We start from the raw sequence: 18,144 nt of genomic DNA on the forward strand, positions 1-18,144 counted from the left end.
TCGGGTGTAACTGGTGTTATTCCACGCCGGAATGGACATCGAAAATCAAGAATCATTTAAATGGACAAATTAATCATTAACGGCGGCTATCGCCTCGAAGGCGAGATCGCGATCTCGGGCGCAAAAAACGCTGCCTTGCCTATTCTCTGCACCAGTCTTCTTACTTCTGACGATATCGAACTCACGAATGTCCCTGAGCTGAAAGACGTTCAGACCATGCTGAATCTTCTTGAACAGATGGGTGTCAGGATTCGAAAGGAAGACGACAAACTGATTCTGAACGGCAGTGCCGTCAACAATTTCTATGCGCCGTACGAAATGGTCAAGACCATGAGGGCGGCCATTCTGGTCTTATGTCCGCTGGTTGCCCGTTTCGGCGAAGCCAAGGTTTCGCTGCCCGGCGGTTGCGCCATCGGTTCCCGTCCGGTTGAACAGCACATCAAAGGTTTGCGCGCTCTGGGTGCGGAAGTGCAAATCGAGGGTGGTTATATTCTGGCCAGGGCGAAAAAGCTGAAAGGCACCCGTATCGTCACCGATATGATTACCGTGACCGGCACGGAAAACCTTCTGATGGCAGCCACTCTTGCCGAAGGCGAAACCATCATCAAGAATGCTGCACGCGAACCGGAAGTGACCGATCTGGCCCTTTTGCTGATCAAGATGGGCGCGAAAATCGAAGGCATCGGTACGGATCGCCTTGTCATTCATGGCGTCGACCGTTTGCACGGTGCAAAACATGAAGTCATTCCGGACAGGATCGAGACCGGAACCTTCCTTTGCGCCGTTGCCGCAACAGGCGGCGATGTCACATTGACGAAAACGCGCGATAATATACTCGAATCCGCTTTGAACAAGATTCGTGAAATGGGTGCAGAGATTGCGTCCGGCACCGACTGGATACATATTAAAATGAACCAGCGCCCCAAAGGCGTCAATTTCAGAACGACTGAATACCCGGGATTCCCGACGGATATGCAGGCCCAGTTCATGGCCGTCAACTGTCTTGCCGAGGATGCAAGCCATGTGATTGAAACGATTTTCGAAAACCGTTTCATGCACGTTCAGGAGTTGAACCGTCTCGGCGCGAGAATCAAGACGGAAGGCAATACCGCGTTCATCACCGGCGTGGGCAAGCTGGTCGGTGCACCGGTCATGGCAACGGATTTAAGGGCATCCGCCTCGCTCGTCATCGCCGGCTTAGCAGCACAGGGAGAAACGCACGTCAATCGTATCTATCATCTCGACCGTGGATACGATCAAATGGAAGTCAAGCTGACGGCAGTCGGCGCCAATATTAAAAGAGTCAAAGAATGAACCAGACCGAAGTGAAACCGCAGGAATTGATTCTTGCGTTGTCAAAGGGAAGAATTTTCGAGGAAACGATACCGCTTCTGAAAGAAGCCGGCATCACCGTTCTGGAAGATCCCGAAACGTCCAGAAAACTGATACTGCCGACGAACAAGCCACAGGTTCGCGTGATCATCGTCCGTGCAACCGACGTTCCGACTTATGTCCAGTACGGCGCGGCTGACTTCGGCGTCGCCGGCAAGGACGTATTGCAGGAAAACGGCAATACGGGCCTTTATCAGCCGATTGATTTACAGATCGCCAAATGCCGTCTGTCAGTTGCTGTCCGAAACGGCTTCGATTATGAAAACGCCATCCGGCAGGGCATGCGTTTAAGAGTCGCCAGCAAATATGTTCAGGCTGCAAGGGAACACTTCGCGAAAAAAGGCATCCACGTCGATATCATCAAGCTGTACGGTTCCATGGAACTGGCTCCACTGGTAGGCTTGTCCGACGTTATCGTCGATCTGGTCAGCACGGGCAACACCCTGAAAGCCAACAATTTGGTCGAAGTCGAACAGATTCAGGAAATCACGTCCCGCCTGATCGTCAATCAGGCGTCTCTTAAATTGAAACGTCAGATGTTACAGCCTATACTGGATGCATTCAAGGCTGCCTCAGCCGAACCTGAACCTGACCAACAAACTGTGTGAGTGCCCATATGACTGTTCAAATTCGCAAGTTATCGACTACTGACTCCGATTTCGCCAAACAGCTTTCCGGTGTTCTGGCATTCGAAGCCAGGGAAGACGAATCCATCAATACTGTTGTCGCCAACGTTTTGAATGACGTTAGGGAAAACGGCGACAAGGCTGTTCTGGAATATACGAAACGCTTTGACCGGCTCGCGCTGGGTTCGGGTGCCGAACTGGAAATTTCCAGAGAAGAATGTGAAGCGGCACTGGCTTCGCTGGCACCTGAACGTCGCAAGGCACTGGAAGTGGCTGCGGAACGGGTCCGGATCTATCACGAACACCAGAAGAAATCCTGCGGCAGTGACGGTTATTCGTTTACCGATGAAGACGGCACTTCTCTCGGCCAAAAAGTTACTCCGTTAGACAGCGTCGGCATTTATGTCCCTGGAGGAAAAGCGGCTTATCCTTCATCCGTGCTGATGAACGCCATTCCGGCACAAGTTGCCGGTGTGAAGGAAATCGTTATGGTCGTTCCGACTCCGGACGGCGCCAGAAACGAACTCGTTCTGGCAGCAGCGGCCCTGTCCGGTGTCACCCGGGTTTTCACGATCGGTGGTGCACAGGCTATCGGCGCACTGGCTTATGGAACCGAAACGATTCCATCCGTCGACAAGATCGTCGGGCCGGGCAACGCTTACGTTGCCGCTGCCAAACGCCGTGTTTTCGGGACGGTCGGTATCGACATGATTGCCGGGCCTTCCGAAATTCTGGTCATCTGCGATGGCAAAACGAATCCTGACTGGATAGCGATGGATCTGTTCTCACAGGCCGAGCACGATGAAATGGCGCAATCCATTCTCATTTGTCCTGATGCCGCTTATCTGGATCAGGTTAATGAAAGCATCCAGAAACTCCTGCCGAACATGATCCGCAAGGATATCATCACCACGTCGCTGTCCAAACGCGCTGCGATGATTCATGTCAAGAACATGGAAGAGGCCTGCGAAATCGCCAACAGCATCGCGCCAGAACATCTGGAAATTTCGGCTGAAAATCCCGAGAAGTGGGAAAAACTGATCCGTCATGCCGGTTCCATTTTCCTTGGACGTTTTACATCCGAAGCGCTTGGCGACTATTGTGCCGGGCCGAATCACGTCCTGCCGACTTCACGTACGGCCCGTTTCTCATCCCCATTGGGTGTTTATGATTTCCAGAAGCGTTCCAGCCTGATTTGTGTCAGCGAAAAAGGGGCGCAAACATTGGGTAAAATCGCCGTCGAACTGGCAACCGGCGAAGGACTGGAAGCACATGCAAAGAGTGCCGGATTCAGACTTAAAAATTAACGTCCATAAAGAAATTACCGAAAGCGAACGCTTTGATTATGTCTTTGATTGAAGAAATTATTCGCCCTGACGTCAGGGAAATGTCGGCTTATCCGGTTCCGGATTCAAACGGCTTTTTGAAACTCGACGCAATGGAAAACCCTTTCCCGTTGCCGGACAATCTGAAAGCCAGGCTGGGAAGTGTACTGGCTGAAGTCGCATTGAACCGTTATCCGGTGCCTTCCTATCGGAGCCTCAAGGCCAAAATACGCCAGCACATGGGTATTCCGGAGGGATATGACGTTGTGCTTGGCAATGGTTCCGACGAACTGATTTCGATCATTGCACTGGCTTGTGCACGAAAAGACAAACCGGCCAAAATTCTGGCTCCCGTTCCCAGTTTTGTCATGTATGCCTTGTCCGCCCAGATTGCCGGAATGGAATTCGTTGGGGTTCCGCTGAAAGCCGATCTGACACTGGATCTGGACGCCATGCTTGCCGCCATCAAAAAAGAACGTCCGGCCGTCGTGTATCTTGCCAATCCGCACAATCCGACAGGCACCCTGTTTACGGATGACGAAATCGTCAGCATCATCAGGGCAATGGAAAATATCGGTCTTGTCATCAGCGACGAAGCCTATCAGCCATTCGCCGAAGCCAGTTTCATGAACCGGTTGCCGGAATTCCCCAATCTGCTCGTGATGAGAACCGTATCAAAGCTGGGTCTGGCCGGTATCCGTCTGGGCTATATGTCGGCAAGACCGGAATTGCTGGCCGAATTCGACAAGGTGCGACCACCGTACAACGTCAATGTATTGACGGAAGCCACTGCCGAATTTGCCATGGACCATATCGACGTCTTCAACAAACAGGCGGAAGTCATCCGTTCGGAACGTGAAAAACTGGCACTTGCCCTGAAAAGGCTTCCGGGAATTGAAGTGTTTCCGTCCAGAGCCAACTTTTTAACGATTCGGCTACAAAATGCGGATCAAGTCTTCGAAAAATTGGTCTCACATAAGGTATTAATCAAAAATATCGGTAAAATGCATGCATTGCTTGCGAACTGTCTGCGCATTACCGTCAGTTCTCCAGAGGAGAACAAAGTATTTTTAGACAGGTTTAGTGCCTGTATCCAATAATCAACTGGGCCTCATTATGTCAGCATCCCGAACAGCAGAAATCGTCCGGAATACGAATGAAACGAAAATCAGGGTCGTTATCAATCTGGACGGCTCCGGCCGGCAAAAACTCGCGACCGGCATCCCATTTCTCGATCACATGCTGGACCAGATCGCCAGACATGGTCTGATCGACCTCGAAGTCGAGGCTGATGGCGATTTGCAGATCGACGCCCATCACACGGTTGAGGATATCGGTATCGCCATCGGACAGGCTTTGGCACAGGCCATCGGCAACAAGAGCGGTATCCGCCGTTACGGCCATGCTTACGTTCCGCTTGATGAATCCCTGTCCAGAGTCGTGATCGATTTCTCGGGACGCCCTTATCTGGAATTTCAAGTTCCATTTGTGCGTGCCACGTCCGGCACGTTCGATCTGGATCTGGTTCGTGAATTTTTTCAGGGACTCGTCAATCACGCAAAAATATCGCTGCATATCGACAATCTCCGTGGCGAAAACGCGCATCACCAGTGTGAAACCGTTTTCAAGGCATTCGGTCGCGCATTGCGTATGGCAGCCGAGCAGGACCCGAGAGCGGCCGGTACGATTCCGTCCACAAAAGGAACACTGTAACCGGCCCCCGGAATGTGCTCAACGCTTGAATTCTGATTATTTATCCATATGAAAAAAATAGTTGTTGTCGATTACGGTATGGGTAATCTCCGTTCGGTGGCCCAGGCACTCCGTGCCGTTGCGCCCGAAGCCGAGGTTCTCATATCCGGCGAGATAGCCGACCTGAAACAGGCGGAACGTATCGTGTTGCCCGGTCAGGGCGCGATGCCGGACTGCATGAAGTCACTGGAAGAATCCGGCCTGAAAGATGCGCTGATGGAAAGCGCTCGCAGCAAACCGATATTCGGCGTCTGCGTCGGTGAACAGATGCTTTTTGACTGGAGCGAGGAAGGCGATACCAAAGGACTGGGCCTGTTGCCCGGCAAGGTCATCCGTTTTCAGCTCGACAGCCAGCGTCAGGAAGATGGATCGCGCTACAAGGTACCCCAGATGGGATGGAATCAGGTTCGTCAAAATCAGCCTCACCCCTTATGGAACGGTATTGCCGACAAGAGTTTCTTTTATTTCGTCCACAGTTTTTACGCCGTTCCGGAACATGCCAGACATATGGTCGGCGAAACGGAATATGGCACGCCATTTTGTAGCGCCATCGCATGCGACAATATTTTCGCAACACAATTCCATCCGGAAAAAAGTGCAGATGTCGGTTTGCAACTGTACAAAAATTTCATACACTGGAATCCCTGACAATATTATCAACCCCTAACCTCAATTGATTTTCGTTTAATCATGTTGCTTATTCCCGCTATTGATTTGAAAGATGGTTCCTGCGTCCGCCTGAAACAGGGCGATATGGAACAGGCCACTGTATTTTCGGAAGATCCGGCTGAAATGGCATTGCACTGGCTTGAACAGGGCGCAAGACGGCTTCATTTGGTTGACCTGAACGGCGCTTTCGCAGGCAAGCCTGTCAATGAGTCTGCCGTCAAAAACATTCTTCAGGTAGTGCAGGATTTTGCGGAAGATAACGATCTGGACGAAATCCCCGTGCAGCTGGGTGGTGGCATTCGCGATCTCGACACCATTGAACGTTATCTTGACCACGGTCTGTCTTACATCATCATCGGAACGGCAGCCGTCAAGAATCCGGGGTTTTTGCAGGATGCCTGCAGCGTCTTTCCGGGTCAGATCATCGTCGGGCTGGATGCAAAAGACGGCAAGGTCGCCACGGACGGCTGGAGCAAACTCTCCAGACACGATGTGGTCGAACTGGCCAAAAAATATGAAAGTTTCGGTGTTGAATCCATCATTTATACCGATATCGGACGTGACGGCATGATGGGTGGCGTTAATGTCGAGGCGACCGTCAAACTGGCCCGTGCAGTAAAAGTGCCTGTCATCGCCTCTGGCGGCGTCCACAACATCAAGGACGTCGAAGCCCTTTGTGAAGTTCAGGGCGAAGGCATTGAAGGCGTGATATGCGGACGTTCCATTTACGAAGGCACCCTGAATCTGGAAGAAGCCCAAGCCAGAGCAGACGAATTGTCCGGGGACTGAATCGCCACTAACGGGATTACTGAATTTATGCTTACCAAAAGAATCATCCCCTGCCTCGATGTGACCGCGGGTCGGGTCGTCAAGGGCGTCAACTTTGTCGAACTGAAAGACGCAGGCGATCCCGTTGAAATCGCCCGCCGGTACAACGATCAGGGAGCGGATGAGCTGACCTTTCTGGACATCACCGCTTCAAGCGACCAGAGGGACCTGATTTTAAATATCATCGAAGACGTTTCCTCACAGGTTTTCATCCCGCTGACCGTCGGTGGCGGTGTTCGCACTGTTGAGGATGTGAGAAGATTGTTGAATGCCGGGGCGGACAAGGTCAGCATCAATACGTCGGCCGTAACCAATCCCCAGCTCGTCGCCGATGCCTCTTCACGCTATGGATCGCAATGCATTGTCGTTGCCATCGATGCCAAACAGGTCTCGCCGGGTCGCTGGGAAATCTTCACGCATGGCGGCCGTAACGCAACCGGTCTGGAAGTAATCGAATGGGCGAAAAAAATGGCACAGCTCGGGGCAGGCGAAATCCTGCTGACCAGCATGGACAAGGATGGAACCAAGAGCGGATTCGATCTTGAATTGACCCGGGCCGTTTCGGATGCCGTCAACATCCCCGTTATCGCTTCCGGTGGTGTCGGCAATTTGCAGCATCTGGCTGACGGCGTGCAGGAAGGGCACGCGGATGCCGTGCTGGCTGCCAGTATTTTCCATTATGGCGAATACACGGTTCAGCAAGCCAAAAAATTCATGTCAGAACGAAATATTCCGGTACGCTTATGAAAAACACAGACTGGCTCGATACCATTGAATGGAACGAACAGGGGCTGATTCCCGTCATCACTCAGGAAGCTTCTACGCGTGACGTATTGACGCTCGCCTGGATCAATCGCGAAGCGCTTGCAAAAACCGTCGAGTGTGGAGAGGCGGTGTACTGGAGCCGGTCGCGCCAGAAGCTCTGGCACAAGGGCGAGGAATCCGGACATATCCAGAAAATCGTCGATATCCGTCTCGATTGTGACAACGATGCACTGATTTATCTGGTTGAACAAAAAGGGCTGGCCTGTCATACCGGCAGGCATTCCTGCTTTTACCAGCAGCTGCAAAAATCAGACAAAGTCGAATGGAAAGCTGTCGATCCTGTATTGAAAGACCCATCGGAAATTTATAAATGAACGATATACTTGAACGGCTGACCGCCGTCATCGAATCCCGCAAATTATCCAATGGCGGTGATCCTGAAAAATCCTACGTCAGCAAGCTGTTCGCCAAAGGAGATGATGCCATCCTGAAAAAAGTCGGCGAGGAAGCGACCGAAACGGTTATGGCCGCCAAAGACGTCCGCAACAACATGCCCGCTTCAAAACTGGTTTATGAATGTGCCGACCTGTGGTTTCACAGTATGGTTATGCTGGCTCAATACGGTTTGACTGCCGATGACGTACTGAAGGAACTGGCAAGACGCGAAGGCCTCTCGGGAATTGAGGAAAAAGCGTCCCGCAAGCAATCCTGATACTGAAAACGAAAAACTTTTGAGGGGAAAAAGTCATGGATGACTGTATTTTCTGCAAGATCGTCGCTAACGACATACCATCGACCACTGTTTTTGAAAACGAGCGAATCAAGGTCTTCAAGGATATCCATCCCGCCGCTCCCGTCCATTTGCTGATCATCCCCAAAAAGCACATTCCGACTCTCTCGCATTGCGAGGACAGCGACGCCGCATTGCTTGGTGAAATGATGGCGCTGATTCCGAAACTGGCCAAAGAACAGGGAATTGCCGTGACAGGAGCAGAAGAGGGCTCGCCGGAAGGAGGGTTCCGCGTCGTCGTCAATACCGGCCCGGACGGCAAGCAGGATGTCTACCACATGCACATCCATTTGATGGGTGGTCCCCGTCCCTGGAAAATTCCCCACTAGACATCAAAAAGAAAGGCATCTTCACGATGCCTTTCTTTTATTCATCTTTATTCATCTGTTTCCTGCCGTTTTTTCAGTGGCCGTTTTCCAACTCCCACATTTATCTTGACTTCCTTGTTGTCCCTCAGAACGATCATGTCCGTCTGGCTTCCGGGTTGCAACTGGGCGATCAGGTTAAACATTTCAGCCATATTCGAAATCGGCTTGTCTGCAATCGAAATCAGGATATCGCCTGGTCGGATGCCTGACTTGTCAGCGGGACCGTTCTTCAATACTGCCGCGATAATCACGCCGTCCTTTTTGGGAAGTCCCAGATTGTCAGCCAGTTCAGGCGTGATATCCCGCGGTTCGACCCCGATCCATCCACGGACGACCTGTCCCTTGCTGATAATCGCATCCATGACCATTTTGACGGTTGAGACAGGAATGGCGAAACCAATACCCAGCGAACCACCGCTACGGGAATAAATGGCCGAATTGATACCCAGCAGATTGCCGCTGGTATCGATCAGTGCTCCCCCCGAATTACCGGGATTGATGGCGGCATCGGTCTGGATGAAGTTTTCATAAATGTTGATACCAAGCTGGCTTCGACCAAGGGCTGAAATGATCCCCATCGTCACGGTCTGGCCAACACCGAAAGGATTGCCGATTGCCAGAACCACATCACCCACCTTTGCCTTGTCGACGTCAGCGAAAGCAATGGCAGGCAGGTTGGGCATATCAATCTTGATGACGGCCAGATCCGTGTCCGGATCGGTACCGACCAGCTTGGCAGGCGCCTTTCTGCCATCTTCGAATGCCACCTCGATCTGGTCTGCCGTTTCAACGACGTGATTGTTGGTCATGATATAACCGTCATGGCTCACCACGACACCGGAACCAAGGCTCATCTGTTTTTCCGTATCGCCAAACCGCTCCCCGAAAAAGCGTCTCAGGAAAGGATCGTCCAGAAGCGGGCTCTGGGGTTGCCTGACTTCCTTGGTCGTGTAAATATTGACGACCGCAGGCATCGCGCGCGAAACCGCTTCACGATAGGATGATTGCGCAGGGACGACCTCGGAACTGGCTTTCAGATCAGGAGTCAATGCCTTGCGGTTCAGATCCAGCCAATCGGGTTTCAGTGTCGCCACAATAAACCAGAGGGCGAGACAAACTGTTATAGTTTGGGCAAACAACAGCCAGAGACGTCGCATAATGATGAATGAAAAAAAAGTTCAAAAAACGGTAGACAGAAACGAGGTCCTTAAATTTCTGGCCGATGAATTAAAAATTTCACTTATTCGTGATTATTGTCCAAATGGCATGCAAGTGGAAGGCCAGCCCGACATTTCTTCCATAGTCAGTGGCGTAACTGCAAGTTTGGCCCTGATTGAAGCGGCCATTGACCTGCATGCCGACACGCTTCTGGTGCATCACGGTTACTTCTGGCGAAATGAAAACGAATGTATCGTCGGTCCGAAACAAAAAAGGATCAGGTTGCTTCTGCAAAACAATATCAATTTGATAGCCTACCACCTTCCGCTCGATTGCCACCCCGAATTGGGCAATAATGTTCAACTCGCAAAGGTTCTGGACTTCAGGCCAACCGGACGGTTCGGGGAAAACGATCTCGGATGGCTCGGTCAAATGATGAATCCGGGCATCACCACTGTCGGCGAACTGGCGGACATGATTGAAAAACGCCTGAACAGGAAACCGCTTCTGGTCGGAAATCCGCAACAGAAACTGGAAACGATCGGATGGTGCACCGGCGCGGCACAGGACTTGCTGCCGGATGCCGCCATGAATAATGCGAGCGTATTTTTGAGCGGGGAAGTGTCCGAGAGAACCGTACACGAGGCGCGTGAATATGGCATTGCCTATCTGGCGTGTGGTCACCATGCCACGGAACGTTATGGCATCAATGCACTTGGAACCCTGCTGGCTGAACGCTTTGGCATTCACCATCAATTCGTTGAAATCGACAATCCGGTCTGATTGGGCAGTCAAAAAAACGCCAAGGCTTTAAATGCGTGTTTCACTTCTTTATAATACGCAGTTATTAGTCATTTTTGCGCACTGCCAATTTAGCCCTTTTTATCCGAAGATGTTTCCGGAACTGACGAACTCTTTATCCTAAAGGCTTCATTTGCACCCTTTAATGCATTCATTTACACGTTTTTTCTTCTGATTTAAAGGAACAACAACCATGATGGTTCTCTATTCAGGAACAACTTGTCCTTTCTCGCAACGTTGCCGGTTTGTCCTCTTCGAAAAGGGAATGGATTTTGAGATCAGGGATATCGACCTCTTCAACAAGCCAGAAGAAATATCGGCCATGAATCCATATGGACAAGTCCCCATTCTGGTTGAACGGGAACTCATCCTCTATGAATCCAATATCATCAACGAATATATTGATGAACGCTTTCCTCATCCGCAGCTGATGCCTGCCGACCCATTGATGCGTGCCAGAGCCCGCCTGATGCTTTTCAACTGTGAAAAAGAATTGTTCGTTCACGTCAACACGCTGGAAAACGACAAATCCGACAATGCGGCGGCCAATCATGAAAAAGCCCGTGTCCAGATCAGGGATTATCTGACAGCCCTGTCTCCATTGTTCCAGAAAAGCAAATATGTTCTCGGCGATGAATTTTCGATGCTGGATGTCGCGCTGGCACCCTTGCTCTGGCGTCTGGACTACTACGGCATCGAGTTGTCGAAAACCGCCGCTCCATTGATGAAATACGCTGAACGCGTTTTCTCCCGTCCAGCCTACATTGAAGCGTTGACTCCTCCGGAAAAAGTCATGCGGAGATAAGCTGTTCATACAAAAAAGGAGGGTACCATGGCAGAAATTTCGACCAAGCCATACATGCTTCGGGCAATCCATGAATGGTGCATGGACAGTGGTTTCACACCCTACATTGCGGTGCAGGTTACCCCTTCGGTCAAGGTTCCGATACAGTTTGTCCGTGATGGCCAGATTGTACTGAATGTCAGTTACGAAGCGACGAATGGCCTGAAAATGGATAATACCGCTGTCCAGTTCAGGGCCCGTTTCGGCGGAGTGCCTCAGGATATCTATATCCCTGTCGCCAATGTCATCGCCATTTACGCCAGTGAAAATGGACAGGGAATGGCTTTTGAAATGACACAAACGCAACCGGAATTCGAGACGCCCCCGGAAACGGATAAAGAACCAACAAAAAAACCGAAACAAGCTACCTTAACCAGAATTAAATAATGTAGAATAATCGTTTTTCAAGTGCCGGCTTAGCTCATCTGGTAGAGCACATGATTTGTAATCATGGGGTGGCGGGTTCAAGTCCTGCAGCCGGCACCACTTTTCTGCAGTCCCAGCGGTACCGATTTGATATTGAAACGAGATATTACTTGCTACCAGATCAGCTGTTCTTTTATATTTCCTGAGAAGTATCAGACAACTAGACCAATCATTTGAAGTTATAAGTGCCGTTTTATTTGTTGTGATAAAAAAATCATATTCCTATAGATTTTCTTATTGCTATATTATGTATTTTTAAAATCCGGTGTTATACTTCGGCGATTTCAGCTTCTGGAATTTTCACGTCGCTCATGCGATCAGGTTTGCCAGAAGTTCAGATGCTCGCGTTTACCTGGATTGACTGTTATTGAATTAAGCAAAACCGACGACCTGAACGCCGCCGGTTTTCAAATCGAGGCCACGCCCTGAAATATCAGGGGTTTACAGAGTATTAATCTTATCTGAACAAAGTGCCATGAATACTGATGTTTTGCAAAAACGCATTCGTTTGCCTGAATTAAGAGAAAAGGTGACAAGCCCGGAAGCCGCCGCTGAATATATCAAGGACGGCATGAAGGTGGGTATGAGCGGTTTTACGCTAGCCGGTTCTGTAAAAAGCGTACCCCATGCCATCGTCAAACGAGCTGCGACACATCCTCTAAAAATTTCGGTCGTCACAGGTGCATCACTGGGTAACGATGTTGACAGTGCCATGGCCAATGCCGGCATCATGTCCAAACGCGCACCGTTCCAGACTGATCGTACCTTGCGCAATGCCATCAACCGCGGTGAAGTCATGTATGTCGACAATCACCTGTCGGAAACCGGTGAACAGCTTCGCAAACAACAGGTTAAAAAAGTTGACGTTGCCATTCTCGAAGCCGTTTCCATTACAGAAAACGGCGAAATCATTCCAACTGCTTCCGTAGGCAACAATGAAATCTTTGCGGAAACAGCGGACAAGGTCATTATCGAGCTTAACCTCAGCTATCCTCTGGAAATGGAAGGTGCACACGACATATACTGTGCTACCCATTTTCCGACTGCCGTCCCTATCAATATCATGAAGCCAAGCGATCGGGCAGGCTCAATCGGCATTCGCATTCCACCTGAAAAAATCGCAGCCATCGTCATTACAGACGAAATGGATACACCATCCCAGAACTTGCCACCTGATGCTGAAACAGCGCAGATCGCAGGACATCTGATCGAATTTTTCAAGAATGAAATCAAACAGGGTCGCCTGACGGAAAGCCTGCGTCCATTGCAGGCTGGCATTGGCACTATCGCCAACGCTGTTATGTCCGGTCTGAAAACCGGGCCGTTCAAACATCTGACCATGTATTCGGAAGTCATGCAGGATTCGACTTTCGAGTTGATCGATGCAGGCATGATGGATTTTGCGGCAGCAACCGCCATTACCCTGTCAGACCAGAAAAGCCGGGAAGTATTCGGAAATTTCGCAAAATACAAAGACCATATCCTGCTTCGTCCACAACGGATTTCGAACCACCCCGAAGTCGTTCAGCGTCTTGGCCTGATCACCATCAATACCGCGCTTGAAGTCGACATTTACGGTCACGTCAATTCGACCCATGTCATGGGAACGCACATGATGAACGGTATCGGTGGTTCCGGTGACTTTACCCACAATGCCCATACTGCTATTTTCGTCACCAAATCAGTCGCCAAAGATGGTCTGATTTCCAGTATCGTGCCGATGGTACCGCATGTCGATCATACCGAACACGATGTGGACATTCTGGTTACCGAAGTCGGTCTCGCCGATTTGCGTGGACTGGCTCCACGTGAACGTGCCCAGGCAATTATCAATAATTGCGTACAGGGCGAGTACAAGACCATGCTGCAGGAATATGTAGCAGAAGCCAATCTGCGTGGCGGCCAGACACCCCACGTTCTGGAAAAAGCATTGTCATGGCACCAGCGTCTTTATGAAACCGGTTCCATGAAAGACGAAGTCAAGCTTACTCAAGTTGCCTAAGAGGGTCCGGGGTCATTCAGTTTGAAGAATGGCCCCGTGGCTTTTTTCTCCTGTCGCCTTGTTCGGGCGACTATTTCATTTCAACATTTCCGCTTTTTATGACTTTGCAGGTCTGACAATTCTGTCGGACATGAATGTCTTTTCGAATGTTTTAACGTCAACTGGCCTGGAATAGTAATATCCCTGACCAAAATTACAGTTGAACTCCTTTAGCAGCAGATGCTGCTTTTCCGTTTCGATCCCTTCTGCCAAAGACGCAACTCTATTCATTTCCCTGCAGATATTGATGGAATGTTTCAGTAAAATCCTCGATTTTTCATTATTTTCGATTTCATCGATCAATTGCTTGTCGATCTTGATCATGTCGAAATCGATTAGCGTCAGAATGGCAAAATCCGAATACTGGGAGCCAAAATCATCAAGTGACAAACTAAAACCAGCCGATTTAATCGATTTTGAGAGAGAGATCAATGTAGATGTCTCCATTTTGCTGATACTTTCGGTGACTTCTATGTCGATCAGACTATGAGGAATCTCGTATTTGTCGCAAACATTCACCAATTTTTCAACGATACCGTCTTCCATCAGGGTAATTCGGGAAAGATTGACTGAAATCGGTATGCATTCATATTCCCTGCTTTTCCATTCTGAAAGCAGCTTGCAGACATTTTCAAGGACATACAGGTCAATATGCCGGATAATGCTTTCTTCTTCAAAAAATGGAATGAACCGGGATGGCATAATCAGTTTTCCGGTTGCATCCTGTCTGCGAACCAATGCTTCCGCTGCGCAAACTTCCATTGTTTTCAAATTGACCTTGGGTTGCAGATGAATCAGGTATTCGCCTTCTTTTATGGCTGCCAGCAATTTGACCGTCATATCCGCACGATAGGAAAGGTTCCCATGTTTGGTGGAACTGTAATAGGACTGCTTGTTGATATACATGAGCCTGTCGGCATAGGAAATCAGGTCTCCCACATCGAAATCGTCCGATTTCCAGGTAGAACCGAAAGAAACATTACAGCTCTCTTCATCGTCAAACAGCCGGTGAAGCCTTCCAATGTCCCTGTCGAATGCCTCCCGAGCGATATCGAGTCCGAATGCAATAAATTCATCGCCACCGATCCGGAAAACATTGTCGTTAAAAACGGTATTGAGGATATCGGCCGTTTTCACGATCAACTGGTCGCCATAATCATGTCCGTACTTGTCATTGGCTTCTTTCAGGCCGTTTATATCGAGGAAAACGATGCCGACGGACTTCGGATGGCCCTCTTCCATTTTGTGAAGAAATTGGATGTATTTATTCCTGTTCCCAAGCCCCGTCAGGGCATCCGTATAACTGAGATGCTCAAGACGTTGCAAAATCTTTCTCTTCTTGACGTCGGTCTGGATAAAATACGTAATGGATTCCAGCAATGAAAAATCACTGGTATAGGCTTTTGGATTATCGATCCCCAAAAAGCCGATGATCTTTCCGTCATCGTACAGGGGAGTTGCCATCAGGCTATCGATATTCTGTGCTGCGAGCACGTCGTATTCGGGACCTCTCTTCTTGTCAGTGCCATCCAGAGACGATATATAGAAGTGACCGGTCGATTTGAATTGCCTGATCCAGTGGTCGATCAATTCAATAGGCACATTCTGGAGGTTATCCAACTGCGGCGTCACCGTGGACGAACACCACTCATACGTATTGTTGATGATGGCATTGCTGTAATCGAATTCAAAAATATAGGCCCGATCAGCACGATGAAATTCACCGATCGTTTGCAAAAGCTGATTGACGGCAACATCGATATTGGGTTCTGTCGATAAATCACGTATGCATTGAAGCAGAATTTCTTCAATCTGCAGTTTTCTTTCAATCGTCTTCGTCGCAAGCTGTTTATCCGTTATATCCGTACAAATTTCGATACGAACCGTACGGCCATTCCATAAGAGCAGCTTGTCTTTCAGAAGATAATAACGATCGACGACCGGATTCATGAATTCCCAGATATAAAAGGAATCCATATTCAGACGAGAATTCGTACAGAAGGGACAAGGATCACTCCGGTTCTGGAGAGCTTCGTAACATTTCTTGTTCCTGAAATCCGTGATTCCAAACAGTCGGGACCCCTTTTCATTCATGTAGAGCAAATCATAAGTATTGACATCGGCTACATAAATGAGATCCTCGATCTCATTCATGATCGTCAAGACCAATTCCTGGTTTAGCATAAGATCGAACCTCTCGAATCCGGGGCGTCTCCGACTATGGGGGAAAAAATGAATTTTCCTGCCAGTTTATACAAACAATTCCAATTACCTGAGAGCAACATAGATGATACATGACCCGCTTGTCTTTTTCACAAAACATCCACAAACTTTTTAATTACCATTTCTTGATACTTTCTTGATCCTCCCTCCAGCAGTCTTTTCATTTTCTTGATTCCCCCCCTCGTAGCATATGAACTGAAATCATCGCTTCATATTTTTATTTTTTACGTCGCCAAGGAAAGAAGAGGGATACATGAACGGATTGATTGTTCTTGCGGCCATTCTGGCCGTCCTGTTGTTCATTTACCTGATTGCCGTTCTGCTACGGCCGGAGGACTTTTCATGACATCTCAGGCCTGGATGCTGGTTGCATTCTTTACGCTTGCCCTGTTTGTTCTCGCCTGGCCAGTCGGCAAGGCGATCGATGTCGTCTTGAACGGCCGGTTCAGACTGGGCAATATTGTTGAAAAACCGTTTTACAGACTGATGGGGATTAACCCGCAGACTGAAACGGGTTGGGTTTCATATTGTATCGGGCTCGTGATTTTTAACCTGCTCGGACTTTTGCTGGTATTCGTCATCCAGAAATTCCAGTTTTATCTGCCTTTCAACCCACAGGAATTCTCCGGAGTTTCAACGGATTCATCGCTTAATACGGCCGTCAGTTTCGTCACCAATACCAACTGGCAGGGCTATAGTGGTGAATCGACGATGAGTTACTTCACCCAGATGATGGCTTTAACTGTCCAGAATTTTCTGTCGGCCGCCACCGGTATTGTTGTCGTGATCGTCATGATTCGCGGATTCGTCAGAAAATCTGTCAGAACAATCGGCAACGTCTGGGTTGATTTGACGAGAACGACACTCTGGATTCTGTTACCTCTCTCCATCATTTTTTCCGTTTTGTTTGCCGGACAGGGCGTCATACAAAACTTGTCACCCTACACGACTGTACAGACAGTAGAAACCCAAAACTGGCAGGAACCAGTCAAATCGGCGGATGGAGAAACGGTTCTGGATACAAACGGAGCCCCGAAACTGGAAACTGTTCATTCGCAAACACAGACTCTGCCTATGGGCCCGGCGGCATCGCAGCTTTCCATCAAATTGCTGGGAACCAACGGTGGCGGTTTTTTCAACGCCAATTCCGCACATCCATTCGAGAACCCGACCCCGTTATCAAACTTTTTGCAAATGATCTGCATTTTCCTGATACCGGCTGCCTTATGCCTCACATTCGGACGAATGGCAGGTGACATGCGACAGGGAATTGCCATCATGGTGGCGATGTACCTGATCTTCATAGTATTCGCCATAGCCGCCATTTATTTTGAACAAATGGGCAATCCCGTCCTGTCGCACCTTGGAATCGACCAGATACCGGGCATTGCACAGGCAGGCGGAAACATGGAAGGCAAGGAAATCCGGCTCGGCATTGTCGGAACAGGCCTTTTCACTGCTGTCACGACAGGCGCTTCCTGTGGCGCGATCAACGGCATGATGGATTCCCTGACCCCACTTGGAGGAGCCGTTCCCCTTGTCCTCATGCAACTGGGTGAAGTGGTATTCGGAGGCGTCGGTACCGGACTTTACAACATGCTTGTATTCGCCATTATGGCAGTCTTCATTGCAGGCCTCATGATCGGCAGAACACCGGAATATCTTGGCAAGAAAATCGAGTCATTCGATATGAAAATGGCCTGCATCTCCATTCTGGTTACCCCGCTTGTCGTACTGCTGGGAACGGCGGTGGCAACCATGACAAGTGCCGGAGTAGCGGGCGTCCTTAATCCGGGACCACATGGATTCACTGAAATCCTGTACGCCTTTAGTTCCGCTGCCAATAACAACGGCAGTGCATTTGCAGGTTTGTCTGCCAACGCGCCTTTCTACAATTACATGCTGGCAGCCGCCATGTGGCTGGGCCGGTTCGGTGGAATCATCCCTGTTCTGGCTATCGCAGGCTCCATGGCTGCCAAAAAGAAAGTGGCCGTCACCAGCGGCACGCTTCCGACACATGGCCCGCTGTTCATCACTTTGCTGATCATGACGGTACTGCTGATCGGTTTATTGAATTACGTTCCATCGCTGGCTCTGGGCCCGGTTGTCGAACATCTGATGTTATGGGCTCATTAA

General features: G+C 49.6%; 19 protein-coding genes and 1 tRNA gene. 18 read left to right on the plus strand and 2 right to left on the minus strand.

All coding sequences use genetic code 11. The annotated features are described in order from the left end of the window. Positions 1-60 precede the first annotated feature (60 nt). The 11 genes from murA to BRW83_RS00985 are packed head-to-tail and all read left to right on the plus strand — an operon-like array spanning position 61 to position 8,476. Positions 61-1,314 carry a UDP-N-acetylglucosamine 1-carboxyvinyltransferase gene (murA, locus tag BRW83_RS00935; protein ID WP_005882391.1) on the plus strand — a complete coding sequence of 418 codons (1,254 nt, stop codon included), beginning with the start codon at positions 61-63 and terminating at the stop codon, positions 1,312-1,314. Then, complete coding sequence (hisG, locus tag BRW83_RS00940; protein ID WP_005882389.1) at positions 1,311-2,000, plus strand: ATP phosphoribosyltransferase; 690 nt, start codon at positions 1,311-1,313, stop codon at positions 1,998-2,000. The genes murA and hisG overlap by 4 nt, the downstream gene beginning before the upstream one ends. 8 nt (positions 2,001-2,008) lie before the next feature. Next, positions 2,009-3,325, plus strand: coding sequence for a histidinol dehydrogenase (hisD, locus tag BRW83_RS00945; RefSeq protein WP_036603310.1), 1,317 nt, complete (start codon positions 2,009-2,011; stop codon positions 3,323-3,325). A 38-nt stretch (positions 3,326-3,363) separates the two neighbouring features. Continuing rightward, complete coding sequence (gene hisC / locus BRW83_RS00950; protein WP_005882385.1) at positions 3,364-4,443, plus strand: histidinol-phosphate transaminase; 1,080 nt, start codon at positions 3,364-3,366, stop codon at positions 4,441-4,443. A 16-nt stretch (positions 4,444-4,459) separates the two neighbouring features. Then, complete coding sequence (gene hisB, locus BRW83_RS00955; protein ID WP_036603307.1) at positions 4,460-5,056, plus strand: imidazoleglycerol-phosphate dehydratase HisB; 597 nt, start codon at positions 4,460-4,462, stop codon at positions 5,054-5,056. A 48-nt stretch (positions 5,057-5,104) separates the two neighbouring features. Beyond that, entirely contained in the window at positions 5,105-5,743 is a 639-nt protein-coding gene (hisH, locus tag BRW83_RS00960; protein ID WP_005882381.1) for an imidazole glycerol phosphate synthase subunit HisH, read from the plus strand. A 42-nt stretch (positions 5,744-5,785) separates the two neighbouring features. Further along, positions 5,786-6,553 (plus strand): 1-(5-phosphoribosyl)-5-[(5-phosphoribosylamino)methylideneamino]imidazole-4-carboxamide isomerase, encoded by a 768-nt coding sequence (hisA, locus tag BRW83_RS00965; RefSeq protein WP_005882378.1) that lies wholly within the window; start codon positions 5,786-5,788, stop codon positions 6,551-6,553. 27 nt (positions 6,554-6,580) lie between these two features. Further along, positions 6,581-7,339: an imidazole glycerol phosphate synthase subunit HisF gene (hisF, locus tag BRW83_RS00970; protein ID WP_005882376.1), complete on the plus strand. Its 759-nt coding sequence runs from the start codon at positions 6,581-6,583 to the stop codon at positions 7,337-7,339. Next, positions 7,336-7,731: a phosphoribosyl-AMP cyclohydrolase gene (hisI, locus tag BRW83_RS00975; protein WP_005882373.1), complete on the plus strand. Its 396-nt coding sequence runs from the start codon at positions 7,336-7,338 to the stop codon at positions 7,729-7,731. The genes hisF and hisI overlap by 4 nt, the downstream gene beginning before the upstream one ends. Beyond that, positions 7,728-8,069 (plus strand): phosphoribosyl-ATP diphosphatase, encoded by a 342-nt coding sequence (locus BRW83_RS00980; protein WP_005882371.1) that lies wholly within the window; start codon positions 7,728-7,730, stop codon positions 8,067-8,069. The genes hisI and BRW83_RS00980 overlap by 4 nt, the downstream gene beginning before the upstream one ends. A 35-nt stretch (positions 8,070-8,104) precedes the next feature. Then, positions 8,105-8,476, plus strand: a complete 372-nt coding sequence (locus BRW83_RS00985) for a histidine triad nucleotide-binding protein (protein WP_005882370.1) — start codon at positions 8,105-8,107, stop codon at positions 8,474-8,476. Positions 8,477-8,523: 47 nt separating this feature from the next. On the opposite strand, the gene BRW83_RS00990 is transcribed toward BRW83_RS00985, so the two are convergent. Further along, positions 8,524-9,672, minus strand: coding sequence for a Do family serine endopeptidase (locus tag BRW83_RS00990; RefSeq protein ID WP_005882368.1), 1,149 nt, complete (start codon positions 9,670-9,672; stop codon positions 8,524-8,526). Positions 9,673-9,676: 4 nt separating this feature from the next. On the opposite strand from BRW83_RS00990, the gene BRW83_RS00995 reads away from it, so the two are divergent. The 5 genes from BRW83_RS00995 to BRW83_RS01015 all read left to right on the plus strand — a co-directional run bounded on the left by BRW83_RS00995 (position 9,677) and on the right by BRW83_RS01015 (position 13,746). Next, positions 9,677-10,456, plus strand: a complete 780-nt coding sequence (locus tag BRW83_RS00995) for a Nif3-like dinuclear metal center hexameric protein (protein ID WP_005882366.1) — start codon at positions 9,677-9,679, stop codon at positions 10,454-10,456. Between the two features lie 211 nt (positions 10,457-10,667). Then, positions 10,668-11,279 (plus strand): glutathione S-transferase N-terminal domain-containing protein, encoded by a 612-nt coding sequence (locus BRW83_RS01000; RefSeq protein ID WP_005882364.1) that lies wholly within the window; start codon positions 10,668-10,670, stop codon positions 11,277-11,279. 27 nt (positions 11,280-11,306) lie between these two features. After that, positions 11,307-11,705 (plus strand): ClpXP protease specificity-enhancing factor, encoded by a 399-nt coding sequence (locus BRW83_RS01005; protein WP_005882361.1) that lies wholly within the window; start codon positions 11,307-11,309, stop codon positions 11,703-11,705. Positions 11,706-11,728: 23 nt separating this feature from the next. After that, positions 11,729-11,804, plus strand: a tRNA-Thr gene (locus tag BRW83_RS01010). Positions 11,805-12,219: 415 nt separating this feature from the next. Beyond that, positions 12,220-13,746, plus strand: coding sequence for a succinate CoA transferase (locus tag BRW83_RS01015; protein ID WP_005882359.1), 1,527 nt, complete (start codon positions 12,220-12,222; stop codon positions 13,744-13,746). Between the two features lie 96 nt (positions 13,747-13,842). Here the strand turns inward: BRW83_RS01015 and BRW83_RS01020 are convergent, their stop codons facing one another. Next, positions 13,843-15,939 (minus strand): sensor domain-containing phosphodiesterase, encoded by a 2,097-nt coding sequence (locus tag BRW83_RS01020; protein ID WP_231284558.1) that lies wholly within the window; start codon positions 15,937-15,939, stop codon positions 13,843-13,845. Positions 15,940-16,261: 322 nt separating this feature from the next. Here BRW83_RS01020 and kdpF point away from each other — a divergent pair, with 322 nt between their 5' ends. Both kdpF and kdpA read left to right on the plus strand, forming a co-directional pair. Beyond that, on the plus strand, positions 16,262-16,354 hold the full coding sequence (gene kdpF, locus BRW83_RS01025) for a K(+)-transporting ATPase subunit F (RefSeq protein WP_036603304.1): 93 nt from the start codon (positions 16,262-16,264) through the stop codon (positions 16,352-16,354). Then, positions 16,351-18,144: a potassium-transporting ATPase subunit KdpA gene (gene kdpA / locus BRW83_RS01030; RefSeq protein WP_005882354.1), complete on the plus strand. Its 1,794-nt coding sequence runs from the start codon at positions 16,351-16,353 to the stop codon at positions 18,142-18,144. The genes kdpF and kdpA overlap by 4 nt, the downstream gene beginning before the upstream one ends.

Origin of the sequence: Oxalobacter formigenes, from assembly GCF_002127965.1 — a bacterium.
Lineage (GTDB): Bacteria > Pseudomonadota > Gammaproteobacteria > Burkholderiales > Burkholderiaceae_D > Oxalobacter > Oxalobacter formigenes.